This window comes from Streptomyces luteoverticillatus (assembly GCF_003970715.1).
Lineage (GTDB): Bacteria > Actinomycetota > Actinomycetes > Streptomycetales > Streptomycetaceae > Streptomyces > Streptomyces abikoensis.
Genome location: NZ_CP034587.1, coordinates 1,546,540 through 1,562,005 on the forward strand (window position 1 = coordinate 1,546,540; position 15,466 = coordinate 1,562,005).

General features: G+C 73.8%; 15 protein-coding genes and 1 tRNA gene. 8 read left to right on the forward strand and 8 right to left on the reverse strand.

All coding sequences use genetic code 11. The annotated features are described in order from the left end of the window. Positions 1–36: 36 nt before the first annotated feature. Both EKH77_RS06410 and EKH77_RS06415 read left to right on the forward strand, forming a co-directional pair. Positions 37–1,020, forward strand: coding sequence for an aldo/keto reductase (locus EKH77_RS06410; protein WP_126913458.1), 984 nt, complete (start codon positions 37–39; stop codon positions 1,018–1,020). After that, positions 1,017–3,254 (forward strand): helix-hairpin-helix domain-containing protein, encoded by a 2,238-nt coding sequence (locus EKH77_RS06415; protein WP_240667241.1) that lies wholly within the window; start codon positions 1,017–1,019, stop codon positions 3,252–3,254. Before EKH77_RS06410 ends, EKH77_RS06415 begins: the two co-directional genes overlap by 4 nt. Before the next feature lie 46 nt (positions 3,255–3,300). Here the strand turns inward: EKH77_RS06415 and EKH77_RS06420 are convergent, their stop codons facing one another. Next, a complete protein-coding gene (locus tag EKH77_RS06420; protein WP_126913459.1) occupies positions 3,301–4,047 on the reverse strand; it encodes a hypothetical protein in 747 nt (248 codons plus the stop codon). A 47-nt stretch (positions 4,048–4,094) separates the two neighbouring features. On the opposite strand from EKH77_RS06420, the gene EKH77_RS06425 reads away from it, so the two are divergent. Next, on the forward strand, positions 4,095–4,283 hold the full coding sequence (locus EKH77_RS06425; RefSeq protein ID WP_126913460.1) for a DUF5703 family protein: 189 nt from the start codon (positions 4,095–4,097) through the stop codon (positions 4,281–4,283). 102 nt (positions 4,284–4,385) lie between these two features. Here EKH77_RS06425 and EKH77_RS06430 read toward each other — a convergent pair whose 3' ends face one another. The 3 genes from EKH77_RS06430 to EKH77_RS06440 form a co-directional block, all read right to left on the reverse strand. Beyond that, positions 4,386–5,261 carry a chaplin gene (locus EKH77_RS06430; RefSeq protein ID WP_126913461.1) on the reverse strand — a complete coding sequence of 292 codons (876 nt, stop codon included), beginning with the start codon at positions 5,259–5,261 and terminating at the stop codon, positions 4,386–4,388. Between the two features lie 157 nt (positions 5,262–5,418). Continuing rightward, positions 5,419–5,652 (reverse strand): chaplin ChpH, encoded by a 234-nt coding sequence (gene chpH, locus EKH77_RS06435; protein WP_126913462.1) that lies wholly within the window; start codon positions 5,650–5,652, stop codon positions 5,419–5,421. Positions 5,653–5,805: 153 nt separating this feature from the next. After that, positions 5,806–7,140: a M20/M25/M40 family metallo-hydrolase gene (locus EKH77_RS06440; protein ID WP_126913463.1), complete on the reverse strand. Its 1,335-nt coding sequence runs from the start codon at positions 7,138–7,140 to the stop codon at positions 5,806–5,808. A gap of 216 nt (positions 7,141–7,356) precedes the next feature. On the opposite strand from EKH77_RS06440, the gene EKH77_RS06445 reads away from it, so the two are divergent. Then, positions 7,357–7,444 (forward strand) — tRNA-Leu (locus EKH77_RS06445). A gap of 84 nt (positions 7,445–7,528) precedes the next feature. Beyond that, the gene (locus EKH77_RS06450; RefSeq protein ID WP_206279818.1) at positions 7,529–7,930 is read left to right on the forward strand and encodes a (2Fe-2S) ferredoxin domain-containing protein; all 402 of its coding nucleotides are present in this window, start codon (positions 7,529–7,531) and stop codon (positions 7,928–7,930) included. A gap of 28 nt (positions 7,931–7,958) precedes the next feature. On the opposite strand, the gene EKH77_RS06455 is transcribed toward EKH77_RS06450, so the two are convergent. Next, positions 7,959–9,488, reverse strand: coding sequence for an APC family permease (locus tag EKH77_RS06455; protein ID WP_126913464.1), 1,530 nt, complete (start codon positions 9,486–9,488; stop codon positions 7,959–7,961). A 92-nt stretch (positions 9,489–9,580) separates the two neighbouring features. After that, complete coding sequence (locus EKH77_RS06460) at positions 9,581–10,570, reverse strand: hypothetical protein (RefSeq protein ID WP_126913465.1); 990 nt, start codon at positions 10,568–10,570, stop codon at positions 9,581–9,583. A 325-nt stretch (positions 10,571–10,895) separates the two neighbouring features. Between EKH77_RS06460 and EKH77_RS06465 the strand changes: the two genes are divergently transcribed. Continuing rightward, entirely contained in the window at positions 10,896–11,780 is an 885-nt protein-coding gene (locus EKH77_RS06465) for a DMT family transporter (RefSeq protein ID WP_126917911.1), read from the forward strand. A gap of 31 nt (positions 11,781–11,811) precedes the next feature. After that, positions 11,812–12,357 (forward strand): NUDIX domain-containing protein, encoded by a 546-nt coding sequence (locus EKH77_RS06470; protein WP_126913466.1) that lies wholly within the window; start codon positions 11,812–11,814, stop codon positions 12,355–12,357. On the opposite strand, the gene EKH77_RS06475 is transcribed toward EKH77_RS06470, so the two are convergent. Together EKH77_RS06475 and EKH77_RS06480 are read right to left on the reverse strand one after the other, a co-directional pair. Then, a complete protein-coding gene (locus EKH77_RS06475) occupies positions 12,354–13,277 on the reverse strand; it encodes an NADP-dependent oxidoreductase (protein WP_126913467.1) in 924 nt (307 codons plus the stop codon). The genes EKH77_RS06470 and EKH77_RS06475 overlap by 4 nt on opposite strands. 44 nt (positions 13,278–13,321) lie before the next feature. Then, positions 13,322–14,821, reverse strand: coding sequence for an MFS transporter (locus EKH77_RS06480; RefSeq protein WP_126913468.1), 1,500 nt, complete (start codon positions 14,819–14,821; stop codon positions 13,322–13,324). A 150-nt stretch (positions 14,822–14,971) separates the two neighbouring features. Here EKH77_RS06480 and EKH77_RS06485 point away from each other — a divergent pair, with 150 nt between their 5' ends. Next, complete coding sequence (locus EKH77_RS06485; protein ID WP_126913469.1) at positions 14,972–15,412, forward strand: MarR family winged helix-turn-helix transcriptional regulator; 441 nt, start codon at positions 14,972–14,974, stop codon at positions 15,410–15,412. The last annotated feature ends 54 nt before the right edge of the window (positions 15,413–15,466 follow it).

Here is a 15,466-nt window from a genome sequence, read left to right on the forward strand (position 1 = left end):
CGTCGGCGGGGTGCCCGGCCAGTACTCTCAGCGACCATGGAACAAAGGCATCTCGGCCGTACGGGCCTACGGGTGTCCCGCCTCGGGCTGGGCACCCTCACCTGGGGCCGGGACACGGGGGAGCGCGACGCGGCCGAGCAGCTCAAGACCTTCTGGGGCGCGGGCGGCACGCTCGTCGACACCGCCGACGTCTACGCGGACGGGGGCGCGGAGTATCTGCTCGGGCGGCTCATGGACGACCTCGTGCCGCGCCGCGACCTGGTCATCGCGACCAAGGCGGGCAGCGTCCTGGACCCGGCGCGGCGCGTCGACTGCTCGCGCGGCCACCTCCTCGCGGCGCTCGACGCCTCGCTGGACCGGCTCGGCACGGACTACGTCGACATCTGGCAGATCCACGCCTTCGACACGACGACCCCGATCGAGGAGACGCTCCAGGCCGTCGACCTCGCGGTCAGCAGCGGACGGGCCCGCTACGCGGGGGTCGTGGGCTTCAGCGGCTGGCAGCTCGCCCGGGCCGCGACCTGGCAGCTCGCCGCGCCGGGGGCGCGGACGCGGCTGGCGTGCGCGCAGATGGAGTACTCGCTGCTCCAGCGCGGCATCGAACGGGAGGTGCTGCCCGCCGCGCTCGACCTGGGCGTCGGCATCCTGCCCTCCTCCCCGCTCGGCCGGGGCGTGCTGACGGGCAAGTACCGCCACGCCACCCCCGCCGACTCGCGCGGCGCCTCCGAGTACCTCGCCGCCTTCGTCGCCCCGTACCTGGACGACCCGGCGCGGCGGATCGTCGACGCGGTGCGCACGGCGGCGGACGGCCTCGCCACGACGCCCCTCCACGTGGCCCTGGCGTGGGTCCGCGACCGCCCCGGCGTCGTCGCCCCGCTCCTCGGCGCGCGCACGGCGCAGCAGCTCGGAGCGGCGTTGTCAGTGGAGACCCTTACGCTTCCGGACGAGATCTGCCGTGCGCTCGACGACGTGTCGGCGCCCGTGCACCGCTACCCGGACCAGGACTGGAGCACGCTGTGAGTACCGATCGCCCCACCGGCGAGGCCGAGCCGAAGCCTTCTCGCGCGGAGCGCGGAGCGCCCACGGCGGGTACGCCTGATTCCGCCGGGGCGGGCCCGGAGGAAGGCCCGGCGGCCGTCGCGGGCGACAGCGCCCGGCCCGCAGGCGGGGAACCCGCCGGCGGCGGCGAGCCGCAGGGTTCGGCGGCGGGCGCGCCCGCGCGCGACGGCGCCGGGCAGCCCGGCGGGGAGCGGGCCGAGCCGGGCGCGTCCGACGACGCGTCGGGCGCGGAGCCGGTCAACGCCCCGCGTGGGGATGACGTCCCCGCCGGGAAGGCACGGTCCGCTGTCGCCGAGGCGTTGGCCGCGGCGGTGCGGGCCGTGGAGAGCGGGGAGCGGGACGCGGCGTCGTTCTTCAACGAGCCGAAGCCGAAGCCCGCCGCCCGGCGCCCCGCGCCCGCTGCGGCCGCCGCCGGGCCGGCCATGGCCGGGCCCGGCGCCGTGGCGCGGCCCGTGCGCGCGGCGGCCCCCGTCGCGCCCAGCGCCGGGCTCACCGAGGTGCTCGCCGCCGGAGGGGCGCCCGAGGCGCTCGCCGGTCAGGTCGCCGAGGCGCTCGGCGAGCACGCCGCCGAGGAGCTCCGCGAGGACCCGTGGCGGCTGCTGGCCGTACCGGCCGTGCAGCCCGAGCAGGCCGACGGGTTCGCGCGGGCGCTGCTCGGCGACGCGTGCGGGCCCGGCGACGAGCGCCGGGCGCGGGCCCTGGTGGCCCGGTTCCTGGAGCGCGCCGCCCTCGCCGGGCACACCGTGCTCGAGTCCTCGGCCGTGCTCGCCGAACTCTCCCGGCGCTCCGTCCCCGACGCGGAGGACGCGCTGCGCGACGTCCTCGCCGAGGGCACCGTGCTGGTGTTCCGGGAAGGCCCGGAGGACGAGCAGGAGGGCGAGGAGGAGGGCGAAGAGGACGCCGGGGAGCCGGTGCGGCTGCTGCTCGGGCTCGACCGGTACGCCATGGCCGAGGAGAGCCTCGCCGACGGCCTCGCGCGGCTCGTCAACGCCGCCCCCGGGCCCGGCCCCGAGCCCGCCCCCGACTGGGCCGCCGCGGCGGAGGCCGCCCCCTCCCCCTCGGCCGCCGAGCTGATCCGTGCGGTCGCGGCCGCCGGCCTCGTGACGCACAGCGGCGGCGAGGCCGCCCGCGCCGAGCCCGCCGCCCTGGTCACGGCCGCCGCCGGAATGGGCCTGCGGGCCTGGGCCGCCGCCCACACCGAGGACGGCAGGCGCCGGCTGACGGAGCTCGGCGTGGCCGACGCCGTCACCGTGGCCGGCCTGCTGTCGGGCCAGGAGGGCCCGGGGCGGGACGCGGACGGCGCCCTGGCGCTCGACGTGCTGGCCGTCCTGGACGCCCCCCAACTGGACGTGGAAACCGCCGCGCTGCTGGTCGAGTCGCTCGCGGACGGCACCCGGCTGGTGCTCAGCGGCGATCCGGGCGTGCTGTGGTCGGCCGGGCCGGGCCGCGTCTTCGCGGACGTGCTGGCGGCCCGCGCCTGCCCGGCAGTCGTCTCGCGCACCCCGGACCCGGGCCCGATCGGCGAGCTCGTCTCCGGCATCGGCGTCGGCGAGCTCAACCAGGTGGCCGCCCCCGGCAAGGAGGTCGTGATCGTCCCGGTGCGGGAGCCGGCCGAGGCCGTGCACCGCACGGTGCAGCTCGTCGCCGACTCCGTGCCCCGCGCGTTCGGCGTCGAGCCGGGCGCCGCCCAGGTGATCACCCCGGGCCATGGCGGCCCCGCCGGGACCCGCGCGCTCAACGCGGCCCTCAAGGAGCGGCTCAACCCGGGCCCCGGCCGCTTCGGCGGCTTCGACCCGGGCGATCGCGTCGCCTACGTGCCCGCGCCCGGCCGCATGGTCCCCGGCACGGTGGTGTCGGCGGACGCCGAGGGCCTGCGGCTGGACTGCGGCGGCACCCCCGTCGTCGTACCGCGCGAGCGCGTCGGCGACGAGGTGCGTCACGGCTGGGCCGTGACCGCCCATCAGGCGGCCGGTACGCGCTGGCCGACGGCCGTCGTCGTACTGCCCGGCGACGCCGCCCCGACGCTCACCCGGTCCTGGGTCTACACGGCGTTCAGCCGGGGCGAGCGGCATCTGTCGGTCGTGCAGGGCGTGGAGCAGGCCCTGCCCCGCGCGGTCGCCGAGGTGCCGGCGAAGGAGCGGACCACCCGGCTCAGGCCACTGCTGGAGGCGCAGACGCGGCCGGCCGACAGCTGACCGGATGACGACAGCGGGCCCCGGTTCTCCCGGGGCCCGCGGCGCGTCAGCGTCCCGGTGCCCGCCCGGCGCCCTCGTCCCTCTCCGGCGTCCCGGCGTCCGCGCCCTCCGCCTCCAGGTCGTCGTCGAGGTCGTCCTCGTCGAGGCCCCCGTCCTCGTCGCCGTCACCGTCATCGCCGTCGTCGCCGTCCTCATCGAAGACGGCACTCACGTCGAAGCGGCAGACGACCGCCTGCGGGTCGGGCTGGTCGAAGGGGGCCGACAGCCACTCCCCCGGGTCGGTAAGCTCCTCCGCCGCGGTCACCCACAGCGTGGAGTCGCCCTCGACCAGGCCGAACTCCTTGTGGCGGGAGGCGATCTCGTCGGCCTCGTACTCCTCGAAGATCACTCCGAGTGCCGTGTGCACGCCGGCCGTTCCCGCGCGCAGGTCCGCGTCCACGTCCGGGTCGAGGTCCGCGACGCGCCTCGCCTGGGCGAGCAGCCGCTGGGGCTCGGCCACCGCGTAGTCCCTGCGGATCAGCACGCTCAGCGCGCTGGGCTCCTCGGGCCCGGCGTAGGCGGGCAGCGCGTCGTCGCCGGGGATCTCGAAGGGAGTGACCTCGTCGTAGGCGTCGTAGAGGAGCTCGTCATAGGCCTCGGCTGTCGCGGCCAGCTCGTTGAACGCGGCGTAGACGGCCGGGTCGTCCTCCCCCGATCGGCGTTCGACGGCCTCGAGGTGGCGGTCCAGAGCGGCTTTGACCGCCTCGGCGGCGGCCCGTACCTCGGCAGCGGTTGGCTGCGCAGCATCAGACATAGTGCAGACGCTATCCGCACCGGGCCCGTTCCCGCACAATAGATGCGATGCCGGAATACGAATTCTGCGATGTGTATGTGCCCCGGGGGGTCTCCCGGAAGGCGGCCACACGCTTGCTGACCGACCATGCCGAGTACGGACACTGGGAGTTGGACCGACTACGTCTCTATCCGGACGGCAGCCGCAAGGTGCGGTTGCGGCGCAGGATCATCCGTCAGCTCCGCGCCACGTGGTGACGGCGAGGCCGTGAGCCGGACCGTGGCGGGGAGGGAAGGCGAAGGGAGCGGGTCCCGCGATCGCGGGGCCCGCTCCCTTCCGTTTCCGTCGGTGGGACGGGATCAGCCCTGGGCGCCGCGCGAGCGACGGTAGAGCATCGCGCCGCCGACCAGCAGACCCGCGCTGGCCGCGCCGGCCGCGCCGAGCTGGCCCGCGCCGGTGTGCGCGAGCTCGGCGGCCTTCTGGGCGACCGTGGCCGGACGGTGCTCGGCGAGGACGGCGGGAGCGCGGTGCGCGTCCTTCACCTCCATGGCCGGCTGGGTGTGGTGCGCCGGGGTCTGCGCGTGGGTGCCGGGACCGTTGTGGTGGTCACCGGCCGGCGGCTGGTGGCCCGGCTTGTGCTCGGTGGGCGGGTTGTGGTGCCCACCGGGGTTGTGCTCACCGGGGTGACCCGGCTTGCCCGGGTTCCCGGGGTGCCCGGGGTGACCCGGGTGGTCGCCGCGCGGCGGCGTCCAGTCGTGGCCGGAGTCGCCGTGGCCGTCGTTGACGCAGGTGTTACCCGTGGCCGGGTTGCCGATGCCCACGACGTCGACGCTGTTGCCGCAGGCGTTGACCGGGACGCTGACCGGTGCCTGCACGGTGTTGCCGGACGCCACGCCGGGCGAGTCCTCGCTCACGCCCTGCGCGAGCGCGCCGCCGTGGCCACTGCCGTGCCCGTTGCTGCCGTGACCGTTGCCCTTGTGGGCGTGCCCGCCGCCGCCGTTGAAACACCGGTTGCCCGTGGCCGGGTTGAGCAGCCCGATCACGTTCACGGTGTTACCGCAGGCGTTCACCGGCACGTGGACCGGAACCTGGACGGTGTTCCCGGACGCGACGCCCGGGGAGTGCGCCGAAGCGCCGTTGGCACCCGAGTCCGCCATCGCGTAGCCGCCGGTCACGGCGAGCACTCCGCTCGCCGCCGCTACGGAGAGCAGGCCCTTCTTGGTGACCTGTCGCATTTTTCGTCTTGCCCCTCTGCTTTTGCCATGCCGAATGCGCGGAACGTTCGTCTTCCCGCGCCCGGAATGACCCAGTCGAAAGCCCAACGGCTCCGGAGTACGTGCCACGTACCCCGGAGCCACCCTGGTTCAATCCCTTACGGGACCGGACAGAACGTCACTTGTTGACGCAGACGTTGCCCGTGGCAGGGTTGAGCAGCCCGACGACGTTGATCGTGTTACCGCACACGTTGACCGGCACCTCGACGGGCACCTGGACGACGTTGCCCGAGACGACGCCGGGGCTGTTCACAGCCGCACCCTGGGCTCCGCCGCTGGCGGCGGCCATACCGGCACCCGCGAGGACGAGACCACCAGTGGCAGCCGCGGCGGCGACGACCTTCTTGAGCATTGATTCCTCCTAGTTGGCAATGCGGTCCCAGCCGCGGACCGCACACCTGTAACGACGAGGAGGGAATGGGGCTACGTAACCGCCTCTGCGTTCACTCTTTCCGGTTACGGATGCGCCGAATATGCGCGGTCTGACAGGGATTCGGCAAGGGGCTCAGCACTGGTCCAGGAAGCGGTCGAGCACGCGCACACCGAATTTCAGGCCGTCGACGGGCACCCGCTCGTCCACGCCGTGGAACATCCCGGCGAAGTCCAGCTCCGGCGGCAGCTTGAGCGGCGCGAAGCCGAAGCAGCGGATGCCGAGGTCGTCGAAGGACTTGGCGTCGGTGCCGCCGGAGAGCATGTAGGGCACGGCGCGCGCGATGGGGTCCTCGGCCTTCAGCGCCGACTGCATCGCGTCGACGAGCCGGCCGTCGAAGCTGGTCTCCAGCGCCTTGTCCGCGTGGACGTCCTCCCGCTTCACCCGCGGCCCGAGGATCCGGTCGAGGTCCGCGAGGAACTCCTGCTCGTGGCCCGGCAGGAACCTTCCGTCCACGTGCGCGACGGCCTGACCGGGGATGACGTTGACCTTGTAGCCGGCGCCGAGCATCGTCGGGGCGGCGGTGTTGCGCAGGGTGGTGCCGATCATCTTGGCGATGCCGCCGAGCTTGGTGAGCGTCGCCTCCATGTCCTCCGGGTCCAGCGGGGTGCCCAGGGCGTCCGACAGCTCGTCGAGGAAGGACCGGACGGTCTTGGTGACCCGCACCGGGAACTCGTGCCGCCCCAGCCGGGCGACCGCCTCGCAGAGCTCGGTGATCGCGTTGTCCTTGTTGGTCATGGAACCGTGGCCCGCCGTGCCGTCCACGGTGAGCCGCATCCAGTGCATGCCCTTCTGGGCGGTCTCGACCAGGTAGAGCCGCAGGTTCTCGTTGACCGTGAAGGAGAAGCCGCCGACCTCGCCGATCGCCTCGGTCACGCCCTCGAAGAGCTCGGGGTGCTTGTCGACCAGGTAACGGGCGCCGTAGGTGCCGCCCGCCTCCTCGTCGGCGAGGAAGGCCAGCACGATGTCGCGGGGCGGCTTGCGGCCCGACCGCAGCCGGTCGCGGACGACCGCCAGCGTCATCGCGTCCATGTCCTTCATGTCGACCGCGCCGCGCCCCCACAGGCAGCCGTCCGCGATCTCGCCCGCGAAGGGGTCGTAGGTCCAGTCCGCCGCGTTGGCGGGCACGACGTCGGTGTGGCCGTGGATGAGAAGCGCCGGCCGGGACGGGTCCTCGCCCTCGATCCGCGCCACCGTCGAGGCCCGGCCCTTGTGCGACTCGATGATCCGCGGCTCCAGCCCCACCTCGGCCAGCTTCTCGGCCACGTACTCGGCGGCGAGCCGCTCACCGGGCCCGGAGTGGTCGCCGTAGTTGCTGGTGTCGATCCGGATCAGATCGCGGCAGAGGTCGACGACCTCCTCCTCGCCGCTCCTCGCGTTGCCGGCCCGGGCCGGCTTCGACTCGCTCACGCTGCCTCCTCGTGGTTCTGGGTCGACAGCCATCCTCCCCCTCCCGTTCCCCCAGCCCAAGGCCGCAATACCGCCGACATGCAGCCGCAACGATCACCGAGCGGGCGGGTGCGGACGGGTACGGACGGTGGGTGATCGGTGGTGATCGAGCACCTCGAATGTTTGGTATTGTTTTCCATGTCGCCGCGGGGAACACCCCGCAGAGACAAACACCCGGTCCGGGTGGCGGAATGGCAGACGCGCTAGCTTGAGGTGCTAGTGCCCTTTATCGGGCGTGGGGGTTCAAGTCCCCCCTCGGACACCAGCAGGAACACGGGAGACCCCGGCCGATGGCCGGGGTTTTTTCGCCGTCCGGGCACGTTCGCATCCGCGTGCGTATCATCGCCCGATGATCACCAAGAAGGCCGCTCGGCCCGCCTCCGCCGCCCCCTGCCGGATCACGGTCTGTCGCGGCTGCTGCTGCGGCGACCCCGCGAAGGTCCCCGGGGTCGATCACGCCGGGCAGATACCCCGGCTGCGGGAGGCCCTGGACGGGGCGGCGCAGGTGCGGGCGTCGGAGTGTCTGGATGTGTGCGATCAGGCGAATGTGATCGTGGTGCAGCCGTCGGCGGCGGGCCGGGCGGCCGGGGGGCGGCCCGTGTGGCTGGGGCTGGTCAACGACGACGAGGCGCTGGCGGACATCGCCGCGTGGGTCCGCGCCGGCGGGCCGGGGCTGGCGGAGCCGCCGGGGGTGCTCGACCTGTACGAGTTCACGGTCTCCCGGCGGGTGGGCAAGGCACTCGAGGGCTGACCGGCGCCCTACCGGTCAGCCCTACCGGTCATGAGGAACTCCTGGCCGACGCCGCCGCCTTCTCCAGCTGGAACGCCTCGTTGCCCAGCCCTATCCGGGCGTGGACGTCGGGCCGTACCGCCCGGAGCACCAGTCCGTGGATCACGCCGAGGACGACGGCCGCGCCGATGATGCCCGGCAGGATCCAGCCGAGGGCCGAGCCCGCCGTGGCGCCGACGAGGACGTGGAAGTCCTTGACCGCGTAGCCGACGATGCCGAGCAGGGCCGCGCAGGCCGCGGCGGAGGCGGCCAGCCGGGGGGCCTGGGCGCGGCCGGCGCCGCGCCGGACGAAGAAGACGATGACGGCGGCGCTGGCCGTGGCCATGAGGAGGATGACGCCGAGCGCCCCGACGTTGCCCATCCAGGTGAAGAGCCGGATGACGGGCGCGGTGGGGTCGCCCTGCGGGCGGTCGTCGGTGACGGCGAAGACGGCCACGGCCAGCAGCGAGACGACGCTCTGGAGCAGCGATCCGTAGGCGGGCGCGCCGCTGGCGCCCGAGGTGCGGCCGAGGGAGGCGGGGAGGAGTCCGTCGCGGCCCATGGCGAAGGCGTAGCGGGCGACGACGTTGTGGAAGCTCAGCATCGCGGCGAACATGCCGGTCACGTAGAAGAGGTGCGTCAGGTCGGTGAAGGTGGTGCCGAGGCGGTCCTCGGTGAGGGTGAAGAGGAGGTCGGTCCCCTTCTCGCGGGAGGCGGCGACGATGCGCGAGGGGCCGGTGGCGACGGTCAGGGCCCAGGAGCCGAGGGCGTAGAAGAGCGCGACGAAGGCGGCGGCGAGGAAGGTCACGCGGGCGACGACGATCTGGGGGCGGTTGGCCTCCTCGGCGTAGACGGCGGCCTGTTCGAAGCCGACGAAGGCGGCGATGGTGAAGCAGAGCGCGGTGCCGAGCCCGGCGCCGGCGAGGGTGGTGGGGTCGAAGGCGCGGAGGGAGACGCCTTCGGGGCCGGGGCGGCCGAGGCAGGTGATGTCGAAGGCGACGACCATGGCGCACTCGACGAGCAGCAGGGCGCCGAGGACCTTGACGTTGAGGTCCAGCTTGAGCCAGCCGAGGACGCCGACGACGGCCACGGCGGCGAGGGCGGGGACCCACCAGTCGAGGTCGACGCCGAGGTGCCGGCGGAGGAGGCCGGAGAACTCGTGGCCGAAGATGCCGTAGATGGCGAACTGCATGGCGCTGTAGGCGACGAGGGCGACGACGGAGGCGGCGGCGCCGACCGTGCCGCCGAGGCCGCGGGCGATGTAGGCGTAGAAGGCGCCGGCGTTGTGGACGTGGCGGCTCATCTCCGCGTAGCCGACGCTGAAGAGGGTCAGGACGATGCCGACGCCGACGAAGAGCAGGGGCTGTCCGACGATGCCCATCGTGCCGTAGGTGGTGGGCATGACGCCCGCGGTGACCACCAGGGGGGCGCTGGCGGCGACGACCGACAGCAGCAGGCCCGCGACTCCGATGCGGCCGGCGCGCAGGCGTCTCTCCGGGCCCTTGAAGGTGCTGATCTCGCGCGTGGTGCCGGTCGACATGCGGGAGGGTCCTTCCGGTGGGGAGCGCGGGGGGGGCGAAGGGTACGAGGGGTACGGGGGACGCGAGGGTGCCGGGGGTGCGGCACCGGGGGTCATGTCGCGCCGAGCGCGGTGCGGCGGGCGGCCCGGAAGGCCGCGGCGGGGTCCCGGTCCGGGTAGGTCCAGGGGACCCGGGTGACGTGCGGGCCGATGCGGGTGAGGAGGGCGGCGGCCTCGGCGAGGCGGCCCTCGTGGAGCTTGGCGTGGGCGAGGTAGTTCAGGTCGACCTTGCGCCGGGGGTGGGCGGTGGCGGCGGTCGTGGTGTCGGTGCCGTCCGCGGTGTCCTCGTCGATGTCCCATTCCAGCCACCAGTCGAAGGCGGCCTTCATCACCTGGCGGGCCCGGCGCGTGGTCCAGTGCGCGGACCGGGCGGGGTCGCCCGGCTCCAGCCCGGCGCGGGCGAGGGCGCGGTAGCGCTCGGCGTGGGCGACGACGGGCAGGACGGCCAGGGGCGAGTCGGCGGGTGCCTGCTCGGCGGCCCAGGCGGCGAAGTCGTACACCTCGTGGAGGGGGTCGTCGCGGTCGCCCTCCTGGCGCTCGGCCAGGCAGGCGGCCATGAGGTGGTGGGCGTGGTGGTGGTCGCGGTGGCGGGCGCGGACCTGGTCGAAGGCGCGGACGCGCTCGTCGGCGGTGCCGGTGCGCCGGGCCAGGATGAGGACGGCCAGCCAGGGGGTGGGGTCGCGGGGGGCCAGCCGGGCGGCGGCCAGGCACAGCGCGTGGGCGGTCTCGGGGGTCTCCTTGCCGGCGAGGCAGCGGAGGACGCCGGCGCAGGCGAGGAGGGTGGCGGCGTCGGGGCTGTCGGGCTCGGCGAGCAGCCAGTCGCGGGCCCAGGTGGCGCTGGTGGGGGCCTCGGCGAGGACGACGAGGCGGTGGCCCCGGCGGTCCCAGTCGTCGCCGGTGCGGGCGAGGAGCTGCCGGGCGTCGGCCCAGCGGCCGCGGGCCAGGGCGTCGCGGACGGTGGCGAGCTCGGTGTCGTCGAGGGCGGGGTCGAAGGTCAGCCCGTCCTTGTTCCGGTGGCGGCCCAAGGGGGGTGGGGGCGTCATCAGCGGGCTTCCTCCACGGCGTACGTCCCCTCTTCCTTCTTTCCGATCACGCACAGCAAACCGGTAGTCACTGCTCCGCGTCAAGGGCGGTCACCGATGCTGACATCACGTCAAATAAGGTGCGGTCGGCTCCAGTTGCCCGCAGCCCCCGCCCCGCCACCCCCTTGTCGCACATCAGTGCGAGGAACGGCAGTTCAATGTCGTCGGCCCCCGGCCCGGATGAACGGCCGAAAGGGGGGTACTCGACCTTCGGCCCGCCCATGAGGCGGCTATCGTTCTGCTGTCAAGTCTCCTACGACCGCGAGGTCTTGAGGTGCGCGACGTGATGGTCTTCGCAGTCGCCCTGGGTGCGGCGTGCTGTCTGGGCGTGGGGTTCGTCCTCCAGCAGAACGCCGCGCAGCGGGCGCCCATGAGCGACTTCCTCTCCCTCCGGCTGCTGCTGGACCTCGCCCGGATGCCGCGCTGGCTGGCGGGCATCGCGCTGATGGTCTGCGGGATGGCCCTGGGCGCCATCGCGCTGAGCCGGGGCGAGGTGTCGCTGGTCGACCCGCTGATGGCGACGAACCTGCTGTTCGCCATGGCTCTCTCCCGCTGGCAGACCAAGCAGCCGCTCGGCCGCAGCGGCTGGGGCGGGCTGTGGCTGCTGGCGGGCGGCGTGGCGGCCTTCGTGATCGCCGGGCGCCCGCACGGCGGGCGGACGGTCACCGATCCCCTGCGGCACTGGCTGATCGTCGGGATCATGGTGGGCACCGCGCTGCTGCTGGCGGCGGTCTCCAAGCGGGTGCGGATGAGCACGGAGGCGGCCCTGCTGGCGGTCGCGGCCGGGCTGCTGTACGGCGTGCAGGACGCGCTGACGCGGGTGAGCGGCACCCGGTTCACCCACGGCGGCTGGCGGGAGCTCGTCACCGGCTGGCAGCCCTACGCGGTGCTGGCGCTCGGGGTGACGGCGCTGGTGCTGGTGCAGAGCGCCTTCGAGACGGCTCCGCTGCGGATGTCGCTGCCCGCGCTGACGGCGGCGCAGCCGCTGGCGGGGATCGCGTGCGGGGTGGGGTTCATGGGCGACCAGTTGCGGACGACGCCGGCGGCGCTGGCCGTACAGGCGGCGGGGCTGGTGGCGATCGTGTGCGGCATCGTGCTGATCGGCCGGCATCCGGCGATGCCGTCGGGTATGGCGGAGGCGGGCCGGGTCCGGGACCTGCAGCCGCACTGACGGCGACCGCCCCACTTGATTGGATGGGGCCATGAGCGATCAGCGGCCGCCGCTCGGGGCGGATGAGGTGCTGGACATCGTCGACGAACACGACCGGGTCGTGGGGCAGGCGCCGCGCGGCGCGGTGTACGCCGAGGGGCTGCTCCACCGGTGCGTGTTCGTCCAGGCGCGCGACGCGCGGGGGCGGCTGTTCGTCCACCGCCGGACCGACCGGAAGCTGGTCTTCCCCTCGCGGTACGACATGTTCGTCGGCGGGGTGGTCGGGGCGGGCGAGTCGTACGACGAGGCCGCGCTGCGGGAGGCGGAGGAGGAGCTGGGGGTCAGCGGCCTCCCGGCGCCCACGCCGCTGTTCCGCTTCCTCTACCGGGGGGCGGGGGGCGGGTGGTGGTCGGCGGTGTACGAGGTCCGCTGCGAGCTTCCGGTCTCGCCGCAGGAGGAGGAAGTCGCCTGGTGGGACTTCCTCCCCGAGGAGCGGGTGGAAGCGCTGCTGGACGAGTGGGAGTGGGTGCCGGACGGGTTGGAGGCGTATGTGCGCCTGCGCGAGCACCGGGACTCCGCCGAGGACAAGAAACCCTAGATCGTCACCACGATCTTCCCCCTCGTGTGCCCCTCCGCGCTCAGCCGGTGCGCGTCCGCCGTCCGCTCCAGGGGGAAGACCTCGGCCACCTCGACCTTGAGGGCGCCCTCCCCCGCCAGCCGGCCCAGTTCCGTCAGGTCGGCCGGGTCGGGGCGGACCCACAGGATCCGGCCGCCGAGCTCGGTGACGGCCGGGTCGGCGATGGAGACCAGGCGGGCGCCGTGGGCGGTGACGGCGGGCGAGGTCGCGACGGCGCCGCCGCCGACGAGGTCGAGCACGGCGTCCACACCGCCGGGCGCCAGGGCCCGGACGCGCTCGGCGAGGCCGTCGCCGTAGGTGACGGGCTCGGCGCCCAGGCCGCGCAGGTAGTCGTGGTTGCGCTCGCTCGCCGTGCCGATGACGCGGGCGCCGAGCCGGCGCGCGAGCTGGACGGCCATGGAGCCCACACCCCCGGAGGCGCCATGGATCAGCACGGTGTCGCCCTCGCCCGCCCGTACCGCGCGCAGCGACTGGAGGGCGGTCAGCCCCGCCAGCGGCAGGGCGGCGCCCTCCTCGAAGGTGAGGCCGGCCGGCTTGAGGGCCAGGGTGCGCACGGGGGCGGCGACGTACTCGGCGAAGGTGCCCCGGGAGAGGAAGTCCTCGCGGACGTAGCCGATGACCTCGTCGCCCTCCTGGAACTCCGGGGTGTCCGCGCCGAGGCCGACGACGACACCCGAGACGTCCCAGCCGGGCACGACCGGGAAGACGGGCTGGAGCATGCCGTCGAGGTAGCCCTCGCGGGCCTTCCAGTCGACGGGGTTGACGGCCGCCGCCTTGACCTTGACCAGGACGGAGTCCGGGCCGACCTTCGGGCGGGGCAGGTCGTCGCGGTACTCGAGGACCTCGGGGCCGCCGTAGGCCCGGTAGCTGACAGCCTTCATGGCACTCGCTCCTTCTCGGGGTGTCGTAGGGGTCGTCGTAGGGGTCAGCGGGTGACGGGTGCGGTGGTCCCAGCCTCGGCCGCCGGGGCCGGGGCCGCCACCGCGGTGTCGCCCAGGGCGCGGATCTTTCGCAGGCCCAGCCCGGCCACGGCCGCGACCAGGAGGAACGCGGTGCCCGCGATCACGAAGGTGAGGGTGAACTGACTCTCGGCGGGCAGCTTGGGCGCGCCCGGCGGCAGGTGCTCGACGCTCTTGGAGGCGAGGACCGTGGTGATCATCGCGCTGCCGATGGCGCTGCCGGTGGAGCGGGAGATGGAGTTGATGCCGTTGGCGATGCCGGTCTGGTGGTGGGGGACGCTGGCGACGATCACGGCGGGCATGGCCGCGTAGCCGAAGCTGATGGCCGCGCCGACGCACATGCCAGCGGCGATCACGGCGTAGGCGTGCTCGTGGTCGAGCGCGATCCACACGAATCCGGCGGTGCCGATGATCGAGGCCAGCAGCAGGACCAGACGGGGGCCCTTGTGGCGGACGAGCTGGCCGCCGACGGGCGCGGCGAGCAGCGAGACGACGGTGCTGGGCAGCAGGAACTCGACGGAGGCGCGCAGGACGGTCGCGTCGAAGCCGTATCCGGCGATCTTCGAGGGCATCTGCACCAGGTAGGAGACGCCGATGAAGAGGGCGAAGGAGCCGAAGCCGACGAGCAGGCCGGCGAGGTTGGCGAAGAGCACCGGCGGGTGGGCGAACATCCGCATGTCGACGAGCGGCTCGCGCACCTTGCGCTCGACGAGCGTCCATATCGCGGCCATCGCCGCGGCGCCGGCGAAGCAGCCGATCGTCCGGGCGGAGGCCCAGCCCCACTCGTGGCCCTGGGTGATGGGCAGCAGGAGCAGGACGAGGGTCGCGGCCAGGGTCAGCGCGCCGACGACGTCGGTGCGGCCGCCGGTCGTCTGCCGGGTGGCGGGGACGAGGGTGGCCACGGCGATGAGGGCGAGCGCGGCGAGGCCGGTGGCCAGCCAGAAGGCGCTGCGGTAGTCGGGGTCGTCGCCGGAGGTCAGCAGGCCGGTGGCGACGAGCGCCAGGCCGCTGCCGAAGGCGAGGGTGCCGCTGACCATGGCCATCGCGCCGGGCAGCCGGGCCGGGCGGACCTCCTCGCGGAGCACGGAGAGCGCCAGCGGGAAGATCGCGGTGGCGGCGCCCTGGAGGACGCGGCCGACGATGAGCCAGAGCAGGGAGTGGGTGACGGCCGCGAGGACGGAGCCCGCGACCATGACGACCAGGACGGCCACCAGGGTCTTCTTCTTGCCGTGCTGGTCGCCGAAGCGGCCGAGCAGCGGGGTGAAGACGGCGGCGGAGAGCAGGGTCGCGGTGGTGACCCAGCTGACGTTCGCGGACGAGGTGTGGAGGTCCTTCTGGATGAGGCCGAGGATCGGCACCACCAGGGTCTGCATCATCGAGACGACCATGGCGGCCAGGCTCAGGGCGAAGACGATCACCGTCTCGTTCCGCTGCGTGGCGGGGGCGGTGGACGCTGGGGAGGTCATGGGCGGGAGGGGTTCCTTACGGGCGTGCTGCCTGTTACTTCACGATGTTGATGCTTGAGATCGTCAAGCAACCAGAGCACGCTAGACCCGATACTTCAGGTAGTCAAGTTAATGATTTAAGCCTTCAAGCTCTTTGAGTACACTTGAGTCATGACCGGCACGACCTCCCAGCCCCCGTCCAAGGCCCAGCTCCTGGAGCTGGTGGCGGCGCTCGGCACCGCGCAGTGGCAGGACTTCGCGGCGGCCGCCGCCCGCCACGGCCTCACCTCCGTCCAGGCCAAGCTGCTCGCCCAGCTCAAGGGCCCGGTCCCGATGCGCGGGCTGGCCACGCTGCTGGTCTGCGACGCCTCCAACGTCACCGGCATCGTCGACCGGCTGGAGGCGCGCGGCCTCGTCCGCCGCGAGCCCGACCCGTCCGACCGCCGGGTGAAGAACGTCGTGGCCACCGACGAGGGCCACGAGACGATCCGCCGGGTACGGGCCGAGATGCAGGCCACCCACAGCGCGCTCGACGCGCTGGACGAGGCGGAGCGCACCACGCTCTACGGGCTCCTGGACCGGCTGCGGCCCGGGCTCGAACACCGCGCCTGAACACCGCGCCCGACCGGACACCGCGCCTGACCGGCGTTCGCCGGACCGCCGGCC

Bases quoted from the DNA above. Each gene is read 5' to 3' on its own strand.
- EKH77_RS06410 (WP_126913458.1), top strand. From the start codon at position 37: ATGGAACAAAGGCATCTCGGCCGTACGGGCCTACGGGTGTCCCGCCTC.
- EKH77_RS06420 (WP_126913459.1), bottom strand. From the start codon at position 4,047: ATGTCTGATGCTGCGCAGCCAACCGCTGCCGAGGTACGGGCCGCCGCC.
- EKH77_RS06425 (WP_126913460.1), top strand. From the start codon at position 4,095: ATGCCGGAATACGAATTCTGCGATGTGTATGTGCCCCGGGGGGTCTCC.
- EKH77_RS06430 (WP_126913461.1), bottom strand. From the start codon at position 5,261: ATGCGACAGGTCACCAAGAAGGGCCTGCTCTCCGTAGCGGCGGCGAGC.
- chpH (WP_126913462.1), bottom strand. From the start codon at position 5,652: ATGCTCAAGAAGGTCGTCGCCGCCGCGGCTGCCACTGGTGGTCTCGTC.
- EKH77_RS06450 (WP_206279818.1), top strand. From the start codon at position 7,529: ATGATCACCAAGAAGGCCGCTCGGCCCGCCTCCGCCGCCCCCTGCCGG.
- EKH77_RS06455 (WP_126913464.1), bottom strand. From the start codon at position 9,488: ATGTCGACCGGCACCACGCGCGAGATCAGCACCTTCAAGGGCCCGGAG.
- EKH77_RS06460 (WP_126913465.1), bottom strand. From the start codon at position 10,570: ATGACGCCCCCACCCCCCTTGGGCCGCCACCGGAACAAGGACGGGCTG.
- EKH77_RS06465 (WP_126917911.1), top strand. From the start codon at position 10,896: ATGGTCTTCGCAGTCGCCCTGGGTGCGGCGTGCTGTCTGGGCGTGGGG.
- EKH77_RS06470 (WP_126913466.1), top strand. From the start codon at position 11,812: ATGAGCGATCAGCGGCCGCCGCTCGGGGCGGATGAGGTGCTGGACATC.
- EKH77_RS06475 (WP_126913467.1), bottom strand. From the start codon at position 13,277: ATGAAGGCTGTCAGCTACCGGGCCTACGGCGGCCCCGAGGTCCTCGAG.
- EKH77_RS06480 (WP_126913468.1), bottom strand. From the start codon at position 14,821: ATGACCTCCCCAGCGTCCACCGCCCCCGCCACGCAGCGGAACGAGACG.
- EKH77_RS06485 (WP_126913469.1), top strand. From the start codon at position 14,972: ATGACCGGCACGACCTCCCAGCCCCCGTCCAAGGCCCAGCTCCTGGAG.